This is a genomic window from Micromonospora sp. ALFpr18c (assembly GCF_008868155.1).
Taxonomy (GTDB): domain Bacteria; phylum Actinomycetota; class Actinomycetes; order Mycobacteriales; family Micromonosporaceae; genus Micromonospora.
On the sequence record NZ_WBKR01000208.1, the window covers coordinates 1 to 10,884 of the forward strand.

General features: G+C 70.2%; 10 protein-coding genes, 1 tRNA gene and 1 pseudogene. 3 read left to right on the plus strand and 9 right to left on the minus strand.

Annotated elements, in window-relative coordinates; genetic code table 11:
• Positions 1–148 precede the first annotated feature (148 nt).
• A pseudogene (locus F8271_RS26530) lies at positions 149–817 on the minus strand (transposase family protein); the annotation flags it as partial.
• Between the two features lie 750 nt (positions 818–1,567).
• On the opposite strand from F8271_RS26530, the gene F8271_RS26540 reads away from it, so the two are divergent.
• Positions 1,568–1,640: transfer RNA gene (locus F8271_RS26540), tRNA-Arg, on the plus strand.
• Between the two features lie 21 nt (positions 1,641–1,661).
• Here the strand turns inward: F8271_RS26540 and F8271_RS26545 are convergent.
• From F8271_RS26545 to F8271_RS34280, 4 genes are all read right to left on the minus strand, one after another.
• A complete protein-coding gene (locus F8271_RS26545) occupies positions 1,662–1,985 on the minus strand; it encodes a DoxX family protein (RefSeq protein WP_151492573.1) in 324 nt (107 codons plus the stop codon).
• 189 nt (positions 1,986–2,174) lie between these two features.
• Positions 2,175–2,933, minus strand: a complete 759-nt coding sequence (locus F8271_RS26550) for a hypothetical protein (protein ID WP_151492575.1) — start codon at positions 2,931–2,933, stop codon at positions 2,175–2,177.
• 38 nt (positions 2,934–2,971) lie between these two features.
• Complete coding sequence (locus F8271_RS26555) at positions 2,972–3,571, minus strand: ClpP family protease (RefSeq protein WP_151492576.1); 600 nt, start codon at positions 3,569–3,571, stop codon at positions 2,972–2,974.
• Positions 3,572–3,707: 136 nt separating this feature from the next.
• The gene (locus F8271_RS34280; protein WP_151492578.1) at positions 3,708–4,193 is read right to left on the minus strand and encodes a helix-turn-helix domain-containing protein; all 486 of its coding nucleotides are present in this window, start codon (positions 4,191–4,193) and stop codon (positions 3,708–3,710) included.
• 186 nt (positions 4,194–4,379) lie between these two features.
• Here F8271_RS34280 and F8271_RS26565 point away from each other — a divergent pair, with 186 nt between their 5' ends.
• Positions 4,380–5,393 (plus strand): TrkA family potassium uptake protein, encoded by a 1,014-nt coding sequence (locus F8271_RS26565; RefSeq protein ID WP_151492579.1) that lies wholly within the window; start codon positions 4,380–4,382, stop codon positions 5,391–5,393.
• A gap of 22 nt (positions 5,394–5,415) precedes the next feature.
• Here the strand turns inward: F8271_RS26565 and F8271_RS26570 are convergent, their stop codons facing one another.
• Positions 5,416–5,901, minus strand: a complete 486-nt coding sequence (locus tag F8271_RS26570; protein WP_192580466.1) for a MarR family winged helix-turn-helix transcriptional regulator — start codon at positions 5,899–5,901, stop codon at positions 5,416–5,418.
• Positions 5,902–5,983: 82 nt separating this feature from the next.
• Here F8271_RS26570 and F8271_RS26575 point away from each other — a divergent pair, with 82 nt between their 5' ends.
• On the plus strand, positions 5,984–6,628 hold the full coding sequence (locus F8271_RS26575; protein WP_225854779.1) for an FMN-dependent NADH-azoreductase: 645 nt from the start codon (positions 5,984–5,986) through the stop codon (positions 6,626–6,628).
• A 67-nt stretch (positions 6,629–6,695) separates the two neighbouring features.
• Here F8271_RS26575 and F8271_RS26580 read toward each other — a convergent pair whose 3' ends face one another.
• The 3 genes from F8271_RS26580 to F8271_RS26590 all read right to left on the minus strand — a co-directional run.
• Positions 6,696–7,730 (minus strand): 2-oxoacid:ferredoxin oxidoreductase subunit beta, encoded by a 1,035-nt coding sequence (locus tag F8271_RS26580; protein ID WP_151492586.1) that lies wholly within the window; start codon positions 7,728–7,730, stop codon positions 6,696–6,698.
• Entirely contained in the window at positions 7,723–9,570 is a 1,848-nt protein-coding gene (locus F8271_RS26585) for a 2-oxoacid:acceptor oxidoreductase subunit alpha (RefSeq protein ID WP_151492587.1), read from the minus strand. Before F8271_RS26585 ends, F8271_RS26580 begins: the two co-directional genes overlap by 8 nt.
• 265 nt (positions 9,571–9,835) lie before the next feature.
• On the minus strand, positions 9,836–10,884 hold a 1,049-nt coding region (locus F8271_RS26590; protein WP_151492588.1), incomplete at its 5' end, for a hypothetical protein.

Genomic DNA, 10,884 nt, shown 5'->3' on the forward strand with positions numbered 1-10,884 from the left:
CGCCCCGGCCGGCAGGCCAGGCTGCTGCTGCTTCTTCGCCACCGCGGCAGTATCCACGGCGTCAGTCGTCATGGTCATCAGGTGCGTCTCCTTGATCAGGAGTTACACCGTTCTTTTTACAGTCCCGACAACGCAATGACCCTGGGTTGTGGGCTCGGTTGAACGTCTGCTGCAGGTCGGTGAGCTGGCCGTTCTTGGGTGTTTTGAACGCGACGGCGATGGTGTCGGCTTCGCCTTCGTAGCCGAGGTCGGCCAGGGTCCGCAGGTTCTCGCGGATCTCGGCGAGGGTAGCCAGCAGGGCGGGGTGAGTACGTAGGTAGCTGGTGTCGTGTTCCCGGCCGGGGCGTACCGGGGAGGTCCACAGCGGCCAGCCGTCCGGGGCGGTCAGGACCTGGATGTTGCCGCCGTGGTTCTTGTGCTTCTTTGACCACCACAGGTCCACGCCGGGGGTGGGTCCCGGGGTGGCGATCCGGTCGGTCTCGATGAGGGTTCCGTCGAGTAGGACGTAGTCGTAGCCGGCGGCCTTCGCGGCCAGCAGTGCGCCGTGCAGGCCGGGAGCCTGGGCGGCCAGGACCGCGATGGCCTCGTGCAGGTTGTCGTAGCCGGTGGTCAGGCTGATCGTGTTGTCACGGGCCAGCTGGCTCATCCGGGTGCCGTCGAGCAGCCAACGCAGGACCAGCACGGCCTGCCGGAAACAGGTCAACGCCCGCCGCCCCTGGCGAGTGCCGCGCCGGAGTCGTTCGGCATGCAGCAGGCCGGAGAAGTACAGCACGGTCTCGTCGCGTACGGGCAGCGTGGCGGTATAGGTGATACTCATGGTCGGCGCGGAACTCCGGGGTGAGTGGTCTGTGAGAGGAACACTTCGTACCGGCGTTCCGCGCCTTCACTGGTCTATCCTCGCTCACCAGGGCGATTCCCGTGCGCCTCGGGCATCTTGGACACCACTTTCGGTGATCAGAGCCTTACCCGAAAAGGCTCACTGTCGGTCGCAAACCGGGTTTCGTGTGCTCGGCCCGGCGGCAGGGCCCAAGCAAAGTCGGCAGGTGATGCCGAGTAGTGCCCGGGGCGGGTGCTGTCGCGGGCGTGATGCCGGTTGCGCCTGGTGCACGAGCAGGTTGGTGATGGCGTAGACGGTCTCAGTTGTGAAGCGTTCGGCTGGTCGAGGCGGCGTCTGCGGCGACGGATCTGGATGGGTTGGGCGGCGTGCGGGAGGTCGACGTCGTCTTCCTCGACCGGACGAACCTAACCTGCGACACGACGACAAGCCACCGCGTGGCTGATCGCGACCTGGCCGAAATCCCCGTGGGAGGCGGCGCCGATCCGGGAGGAGCGGCAGCCCCACATGATCTTCGATGATGTGCGCGGTGTGTGCTCTCCAGCGGATGCCAACCCGGGTGAACCGGTGCCAACGCGGGTCACCGCGACCGACCGCCGGTCGCAAACCAGGGTTCGTGTGCTCGAGCTGTGGTCCTGGGCTGGGAGAACACGGGTCCGGGTGACGTGGGTGAACGTGGGCCACTCCCTGCCACCCCAGGTGAACCCCCAGGTCGCTAGACTAGGCCCTCGCGCCCCCGTAGCTCAGGGGATAGAGCATCGGTTTCCTAAACCGTGTGTCGCAGGTTCGAATCCTGCCGGGGGCACCTCGTATGACCACCCGTGGATCACCAGTGGTAGGTCAGGTTCACGGTCAGCGTGGTCACCACCGTGACGAAGAAGACGGCCCAGCCCACGAGGTGGCGGGAGCCCACTCGCAGGTGCGCGATGAGCGCGCCGATGAAGTACAGCACCAGGCCGGCGGCGGCGAGTGTCCCCAGCAGTGGCACGGCGAATCCGGCCAGCAGCCCGAGAGATCCCGCGGCCAGCGCCATGCCCAGGAACGGTAGCCACGACCGGGGCACGCGTTTCATGTCCGCCTGCGCCTTCGGATAGGCGTGGCCGATCAGGTAGGTGACGGCGGCGATGCCGGTGAAGACCGAGGCGAGGATGGTGACCGTGACGTAGGCGACGAAACTGGGCTCTCCCTGTGGTTGTCTGCCTCAGGGACGAGCCGGAGCGTCGGGATGTTACCGACATCCGTGTGACCTGGAGCACAGCCGGAGAGTGGCTACGTCAAGATCCGCGCACGTGCCCCGCAGGTGCGCGGATCTTGACGGCGTAACGCGCCAGCTCGTACGTCAGAAGTACTTGTACATCTCTTCCGAGGCCGGCTCGGTGTCCTTGGCGGGCGGGGCGGTGACCGTGACCGGCTCACCGAAGCCGCTCATCCGCATGTCGGTGACGAGATCACCGAGGCTCTTCGTGGCGATCGTGTAGGAGAGCGCGGTGAGTCGACCGTCGGCGTCGACCGTGGCCTCGAACGGGATCGACTTCGGGTCCTTGGCGAGCTTCGCGGACGACTCGATGCCCTCGCGCATTCCGGTGCTGCCGGTGGCGGCGGCGGCCGCCTTCTCCAGGTCGGCGGTGCCGGTGTAGCGGCCGCCGCCCGTCTCCTGAGCGGACACGATGCCGCCGACGAGGCCGGTCTGTGAGGTCAGGTCGAAGGACTGGCGCAGGGAGCTGCCCGGCTTGAGCTTGGTGAGGTCGAGCGTCGTCCACGGCTTCCCGCCGTCGAGCGATTCCATCTTGAGGTAGGCGGTGTCGCCGATCAGCCGAGCCTCCATCGGTTCGGGTGCCTTGCCGGTGACCTGGAGGGTCTTGGCGGCGGGGTCCATCTTGCCGCTCATGGTGATCGCGTTGGGGCCCGCCTTGACCGAGGCGTCCATGGTGACCGTTCCGGCGAGGCTGCGGTTCATGGCCTGCTGGATCGTGGCGACCGGGTCGAGCTTGGACGGTGTGGGGGTGGGCGCGTTCGCGGCGGTGTCGCCGGAGGTGGTGCCGCAGCCAGCTATGAGGACGGCGAGGGCGATCGAGAGGACAGGGATCAGTCGACGCATAGACGCGACCCTAACGGCGACGGGCGACACGCGGGGGGTCAGACCCCCGGCAGCTGCTCGGCTCGGGTGAGCACCTGGTCGATGAGGCCGTACTCCCGGGCCTGCTCGGCGGTGAACCAGCGGTCCCGGTCCCAGTCGCGCTGGATCTCGTCCAGCGTCCGTCCACTGTGCTGGGCGATCAGCTCCTGCATGGTCCGCTTCACATGCAGCATGTTCTCGGCCTGGATGGTGATGTCCGAGGCGGTGCCGCCCATCCCGCCGGACGGCTGGTGCATCATGATCCGCGAGTGCGGCAGTGCGTACCGCTTACCGGCCGCGCCCGCGCAGAGCAGGAACTGCCCCATCGAGCCGGCGAATCCGAGCGCCAGCGTGGCCACGTCATTGCGGACGTAGCGCATCGTGTCGTAGACGGCCATCCCGGCGCTCACCGACCCGCCCGGCGAGTTGATGTAGAGGTAGATGTCGCGTTCGGCGTCCTCGGCGGCGAGCAGCAGAATCTGCGCGCAGATCTGGTTGGCCGACTCCTCGGTCACCTCCGTGCCGAGGAAGACGATCCGCTCCCGCAACAGCCGCTCGAACACCTGGTCACCGAAGGTCGGCTGCGCGCCGTCCACCATCCGTACGCCGTACCCGATCATGTGTCGTCGCCTTCCGCCGTGCCGGCGGGCGGCGGGACCGCCCGGTGGACCGGCCCCTCCAGCGTGCGTGCGACGGCCGTCGCCGGCCCAGCGAATCTGCCGCCGGCAGATTCGCCGACGGCAGAACCGGCGCGGCCTACGCGGCGGTCAACCGCCGCGCGCCCGCCCGGGACCGCACGCAGCCCAGCAGGGCGGCGGTACGCGGACCGCGGCGCGAGCCGCCAGCGGAGGCCGTCGCGCCGACGCGCAGGGTCGGCCCGGCAGCCCCCGGCCCCCGGTCCAGGATCGGTCGGCCCGTGCGCAGGGTGTGCTGACCGGCGACGCGGCGGGCCACCTCCACCCGTTCGAGGCGGGTCAGCGTGGCCCGTGGCGCGCTCGGGATGCGGGGCTCGACCCGGCGCAGGTCGTCGCGGGCCTCTTCGAGGAGATCGGAGAGGCGGATGCCGAGGGCGCGGCAGATCGCCGCGAGCACCTCCGAGGAGGCTTCCTTGCGCCCCCGCTCCACCTCGGAGAGGTAGGGGACCGAGACGCCGGCGGCCGAGGCCACCTCACGCAGCGTGCGGCCCTGGCTCTGGCGCAGCCGACGCAACACTCCGCCGATCACTCGTCGCAGCAACGACATGCGGGCCTCACTCTCGCGGTCGTCTGGCGGACACCCCCATCATGCCCGTTCATCGGCACCCTGGCCGACCCGTACCGCCGCCCGAAGCTGGCCGATCGTTGTCCTGTGCGCAACCCCGGCGTGCGGTGCACGGCGTACCCGCTATGTTGTGGGCGTGCAGGCGACGGTGGCGGGGCAGGTTCGACGGTGATCCATTTTCCCGCGCAGCGCCGTGGCCCGCTCAGCGCGCTGAGCCTGCGGCTGGCCGCCGCCCTGGGCCTGGTGTTCGCCGTGGTCGCCGCGGTCTATCTGGGCCGGGACGGCTACCGCGACGTCAACGAGGACGGCCTGACCCTGCTCGACTGCTTCTACTACGCGGTCGTGTCGCTCTCCACGACCGGTTACGGCGACATCACGCCGGCCTCCCAGTCGGCCCGGATGGTCAACGTCCTCTTCGTCACGCCGGCCCGGGTGCTCTTCCTGATCATCCTGGTCGGCACCACTCTGGAAGTTCTGACCGAGCAGTACCGGACCGGCCGTCGCCTGTCGCGGTGGAGGAGAACCGTGAAGGACCACGTCATCGTCTGTGGCTACGGCACCAAGGGTCGCAGCGCGGTCTCCGCGCTGATGGAGAACGGTCTGGACCGCTCCCGCATCGTGGTGGTCGAGCGCAGCGCCGCCGCCCTGCGGCAGGCCACCTCCGCCGGGCTGGTGGCGATCGAGGGTTCGGCGACCCGGTCGTCGGTGTTGAACGAGGCGCATGTCAAGAACGCGAAGGCAGTGATCATCGCGACCGACAGTGACGATGCCTCGGTGCTGGTGGCGCTGACCGTCCGGCAGCTCACGGCCGGGCAGGTCAGGATCATCGCGGCGGCCCGGGAGGCGGAGAACGCTCCGCTGCTCAAGCAGAGCGGCGCGCACCACGTGATCGTCTCCTCGGCCACCGCCGGTCGACTGCTCGGCCTGTCGACGTCGGCGCCGCCGCTCATCGACGTGGTGGAGGACCTGCTGACCCCCGGGCAGGGGATGGCGTTGGCGATGCGCTCGGCGGAGCGGGACGAGGTGGGTCGCTCGCCGCGCGAACTGGACTCGCTGGTGATCGCCCTGGTGCGTCGGGGCAAGGTGGTCACCCTGGCCGACCGGGCGGGTGCGGTGATCGAGACCGGCGACATGCTGGTGCACGTACGCGACGACCGCCCGCAGTCCACCGCGACCGCCTGAGATCACGCCGGACGCGGCGGCGTCAGCAGGCGTCGATGTCGGTGTCCGTGCCGCAGATCGTCTCGGTGCAGGTGACCTGCGTGGTGGCGGCCCGCCGGAGCAGCTCGTAGAGCGTCTCCCGCTCGGCTGGCCCCAACGCCCCCAGCACCTCGTCCTCGGCGCTCGCGAGGGCACATTCGGCCTCTTTGAGGCTTTTCGCCCCATCGTCGGTGAGTTCGACGACGTGCCGTCGGCGGTCCTGCGGCGACCGGCGGCGCTCGATCAGCTGCTTCGCTTCTAGGTCGTTGAGCAGCCCGACGATGTTGGTGCTGTCCATCTCCAGGGTGGTGGCGAGCGCCTGCTGGCTGGTGCCACCGCCGGCGCGCAGCACCGTGAGCGCGACCAGGTGTCGAGGTCGCAGGCCCAGCGGCGCCAGTACCGACTCCGCCCGTAGTCGCATCCGCCGGGCCAGGTGGTCCAGCAGTGCCCCGGAGCGGTGCTCCGAGGGCTCCAGGGGCGGGGCGGACATGTGACCCAGTCTACCGAGCCCACGGAACATCTGCCTGCTATAAATAGTTGGTGCTTCACAGACGATTCCTGGAGGAGGAATAATGAACTTGCTGCATATCGACTCGAGCATCCGCGGCGACTGGTCGGTCAGCCGGCGGCTCACCGCCCGCGCCGTCGCCACCTGGCGTGCGGCCCACCCGGACGGCACGGTCACCTACCGTGACCTGGGTGCCGAACCGCTGCCGCACCTGGACGCGGACGGCGGACTGGCCCGGATGACACCCCCGGACCAGCACACGCCGGCGCAGCGCGAGTCCTGGGAGCTCAGCGAGCGTCTGGTCGACGAGGTGAAGCAGGCCGACGTGGTGCTGCTCGGGCTGCCGCTCTACAACTTCGGCGCGCCCAGCAGCGTCAAGTCCTGGGTCGACCACCTGATCGTCCCCGGGCTGGCGTACGACCCGACGACGCAGGAGGGCCTGCTCGGCGGCCGCGAGTTCGTCGTACTGGCCACCCGGGGTGGCGGCTACGGCGAGGGCACCCCGCGCTACGGCTGGGACCACGCCGAGCCGTGGCTGCCGCACGGCCTGTCGATGACCGGCATGCAGCCGCGCTTCATCAGCGCCGAGCTGACCCTGGCACCCTCGGTGCCGGCGATGGCCGAGCTGATCCCGCTGCACGAGGCGAGCCTCGCGGCGGCCGAGAAGGAGATCGACAACCTCTGGACGCCGGCCTCCGCCCAGCGCTGAACAGCCGGTACGACGAGAGCGGCCGTCCCCGTGTCCGGGGACGGCCGCTCTCGTCAGTGCGTACGGATCAGATGATCGTCCAGGTGTCGCCGCTGCCCAGCAGGCCGGCGAGCTGCTGCTCCGGGGTCTCGGTGACCGTCGCCTTCGCGGCGGCGAGCTGGCTCTGCACCACGCTGTCGTACGACGGCCGGTCCACCGAGCGGAACACCCCGATCGGGGTGTTGCGCAGGTCCAGGCCGGGCAGCCGGGACAGCGCGAACGCGTACGCGGGGTCGGCCACCGTCGCGTCGTGCACGACGATCTCCTCCGGCCGGACCGTGCTGGTCTCCCGGACCTCCAGGCCGAAGCCGCCGGGCGGGTGCACCACGCAGAACCGCCCGTCCGCCCCGAAGGTGATCGGCTGGCCGTGCTCCAGGCGGATCAGGTAGTCGTCCCGGGTGGACGGGTCCTTGAGCTGCTCGAACGCCCCGTCGTTGAAGATGTTGCAGTTTTGGTAGATCTCCACGAACGCCGAGCCCTCGTGTTGGGCGGCGGCGCGCAGCACCGACTGCAGGTGCTTGCGGTCGGAGTCGATGGTCCGGCCGACGAAGCTCGCCTCGGCGCCGAGGGCGAGCGAGAGCGGGTTGAACGGAGCGTCCGCCGAGCCGGCCGGGGTCGACTTGGTGACCTTGCCGACCTCGGAGGTGGGCGAGTACTGACCCTTGGTCAGGCCGTAGATCCGGTTGTTGAACAGCAGGATCTTGAGGTTGACGTTGCGCCGCAACGCGTGGATCAGGTGGTTGCCGCCGATGGAGAGGGCGTCACCGTCGCCGGTGACCACCCAGACCGACAGGTCCGGCCGGGACACCGACAGGCCCGTCGCGATCGCCGGGGCGCGCCCGTGGATCGAGTGCATGCCGTACGTGTTCATGTAGTACGGGAAGCGCGACGAGCAGCCGATCCCGGAGACGAAGACGGTCCGTTCCCGGGGGATGTTCAACTCCGGCATGAACTGCTGGATCGCCGCCAGGATCGCGTAGTCACCGCAGCCGGGGCACCAGCGCACCTCCTGGTCGGACTTGAAGTCCTTGGCGGTGAGCTTGAGAGCGACGGGCTCAGACATTCTTCAGGACCTCTTCCAGCGTCGTCTCCAGCTCGGCGGCCGTGAACGGCAGGCCGCGGACCTGGTTGTAGCTGATCGCGTCGACCAGGTAGCGGGCCCGGATGACGTGGGCGAGCTGGCCCAGGTTCATCTCCGGGATGACCACCTTGTCGTAGGAGCGCAGCACCTCACCGAGGTTGGCCGGCATCGGCGCCAGGTGCCGCAGGTGCGCCTGGGCGATGGACAGGCCGCGCTGGCGCACACCGCGGCACGCCGCGCCGATCGGCCCGTACGTCGAGCCCCAACCGAGGACCAGCACCCGGGCGTCGCCGTCCGGGTCCTCCACCTCGATGTCCGGCACTCGGATCGTCTCGATGCGGGCGGCCCGGGTGCGCACCATGAAGTCGTGGTTGGCCGGATCGTAGGAGATGTCACCGGTCTTGTCGGCCTTCTCCAGACCGCCGATGCGGTGCTCCAGCCCCGCCGTGCCGGGGATCGCCCACGGGCGGGCCAGGGTCTCCGGGTCGCGCAGGTACGGCAGGAAGGTGGTGCCGTCGTCGCCGTTGGGCTCGGTGGCGAACTCGACCCGCAGGTCGGGCAGCGACTCCACGTCGGGCAGCAGCCACGGCTCGGAGCCGTTGGCGACGTAGTTGTCGGACAGCAGGATCACCGGCGTGCGGTAGGTCAGCGCGATCCGGGCCGCCTCCAGCGCGGCGAAGAAGCAGTCCGACGGTGACCGGGGCGCGATCACCGCGACCGGCGCCTCGCCGTGCCGGCCGTAGAGCGCCATGTTGAGGTCGGCCTGCTCGGTCTTGGTCGGCATGCCGGTCGACGGGCCGGCGCGCTGCACGTCCACGATCACCAGTGGCAGCTCCAGGGCCACCGCCAGGGAGATCGTCTCGCTCTTGAGCGCCACACCCGGGCCGCTGGTGGTGGTCACACCCAGCGACCCGCCGTACGACGCGCCCAGCGCCGCGCCGACGGCCGCGATCTCGTCCTCGGCCTGCATGGTGAGCACACCGAAACGCTTGTGCTTGCTCAACTCGTGCAGGATGTCCGACGCCGGCGTGATCGGGTACGCGCCCAGGAAGACCGGCAGCCCGGAGCGGACCCCGGCGGCGACCAGGCCCAGCGAGAGCGCCGCGTTGCCGGTGATGTTGCGGTAGGTGCCCGGCTGCATCTTCGCCGGCTTGACCTCGTAGCGGACCGCGAAGTCCTCGGTGGTCTCGCCGAAGTTCCAGCCGGCCGTGAACGCGGCCACGTTCGCCGCGACCAGCTCCGGACGGGCCGCGAACTTGCGCTCCAGGAAGCGCAGCGTCGACTCGTACGGCCGGGAGTACATCCAGGAGAGCAGGCCGAGGGCGAACATGTTCTTCGACCGCTCGGCGTCCTTCTTGGACACCTCGTGGGCGGCGAGCGCGCCGACCGTCATCGACGTCAGCGCCACCGGGTGCACGACGTAGCCGGCCAACGTGTCGTCGTCGAGCGGGCTGCTCTGGTAACCGACCTTGGCCAGGTTGCGCTTGGTGAACTCGTCGGTGTTGACGATGATGTCCGCGCCGCGCGGCAGGTCGGCCAGGTTGGCCTTGAGGGCCGCCGGGTTCATCGCCACCAGCACGTTGGGCGCGTCGCCCGGGGTGAGGATGTCGTAGTCGGCGAAGTGCACCTGGAAGCTCGACACGCCGGGCAGGGTGCCGGCGGGGGCCCGGATCTCGGCGGGGAAGTTGGGCAGCGTGGAGATGTCGTTGCCGAGCTGCGCCGTCTCCGAGGTGAACCGGTCGCCGGTCAGCTGCATGCCGTCACCGGAGTCACCGGCGAACCGGATGACCACTCGGTCGAGTTGACGGATCTGCTTGGTCACTGTGCCACCTTCGTTCGCGACATGATGGTGACCTCGCTCTGCCCGGCCACGGGACCTCCTTGACGCAACCTCGCACCGCACCGCCCCAGGCTGGTCCGGCCGCTGTCGTTCCTCACCTGAGAGCCTACGTCGAACAGACCCCCGACCCTCCCCGGAGGTCCGCCGTCTGGGACCGCAATCGGAAGGTAGTTGGGAAGTATTGCGGTGTTTCGCCCGGCACGCCGTAATCCAGATCACCTGGATGTCGCGCGCCGGTCGACGCCCGTCAGTCGGTGGGCGCGGTGCTCGGCTCGGGCGCCGGGTCGCTGAGCCGGCGCCGCAGCGAGGTGGTGGCGAGCGTGAGGGCCAGCACCACCAGCAGCGCGGAGACCGCGATCAGGATGATCGCGGCGCGCTGCACCGAGGACATCCCGCCGTCGTCGGTCGCGGACCCGGCGGCGAGTACGCCCTGCGAGCCGGTCGGTGCGGGCGGCGACACCGGCGTGGCCAGTGCGGCCGCCGCGGTGATTCGGAAGCTCATCTGCACCTGCCGCGTCGGCCCGCTGCGCGGGTCGAGTCTGCCGATGACCGCGCCGGACAGCGGCGCTTCGCGCTGGGCCTGCGGGGTGGCCTCCACCGGCAGTCGCAGTTCCGCGGTCTCGCCCGCCGGCACCGTGCCGGCGTCACACCGCACCCGCGTCGGGTCGACCGCCACGCAGCCGGCCGGTGGGGTCGGCACGCTCACCCCGGGCGGCAGGACCACCTCGATCCCGCCGGCGGCGTCCACCGTGCCGGTGTTGCCCAGCCGGACCCCGAGGGTGCTGGCCGCGCCACTGATGTCGAAGGTCACCTCGTCGGCGGCGAGCGAGATCCCGGGCACCGGCGGGCCGGGCGGGAAGAGCACCGCGAACCCCTGGTTGTCGACCGCCTCGCCGGTCATCCCCGGCGCGTCCGCGGCGACCTGGACGGAGCCGCTGAGCGGCATCTGCTTCCACGCGTCGCCGGTCACCTGCAACCGGACCACGCTGCTGAACCGCGCGCCCGCCTCGGCCATCCAGGCCCCGCACCGGTAGGTGCCGCCACCGACGGCGGTGCATCCCTTCGTCCCGGTGTCGGTGAGGCCGGCGGGCAGGGTGTAGGAGAGCCGCACCCGCTGCGCGGTGGTGCCGGTGTTGGCCACCGTGACGCGCAACGCGGCGGCCGTGCTGGCCGCGTTCCAGTACGCACCGCCGAGGGTGACGTCCTCGGTGGTGACCTGCACGCCGAGCGGGCTCGGCGGCGGCACCGGCGCACCCGGTGCCGGTGGATGGACCGGGGGTACCGGTGGCACCGGAG

Excerpts from the sequence above, each read along its gene's own strand:
- F8271_RS26555 (WP_151492576.1), bottom strand. The coding sequence starts at position 3,571 with ATGATCGGGTACGGCGTACGGATGGTGGACGGCGCGCAGCCGACCTTC.
- F8271_RS26580 (WP_151492586.1), bottom strand. The coding sequence starts at position 7,730 with ATGTCTGAGCCCGTCGCTCTCAAGCTCACCGCCAAGGACTTCAAGTCC.
- F8271_RS34280 (WP_151492578.1), bottom strand. The coding sequence starts at position 4,193 with ATGTCGTTGCTGCGACGAGTGATCGGCGGAGTGTTGCGTCGGCTGCGC.
- F8271_RS26570 (WP_192580466.1), bottom strand. The coding sequence starts at position 5,901 with ATGTCCGCCCCGCCCCTGGAGCCCTCGGAGCACCGCTCCGGGGCACTG.
- F8271_RS26550 (WP_151492575.1), bottom strand. The coding sequence starts at position 2,933 with ATGCGTCGACTGATCCCTGTCCTCTCGATCGCCCTCGCCGTCCTCATA.
- F8271_RS26575 (WP_225854779.1), top strand. The coding sequence starts at position 5,984 with ATGAACTTGCTGCATATCGACTCGAGCATCCGCGGCGACTGGTCGGTC.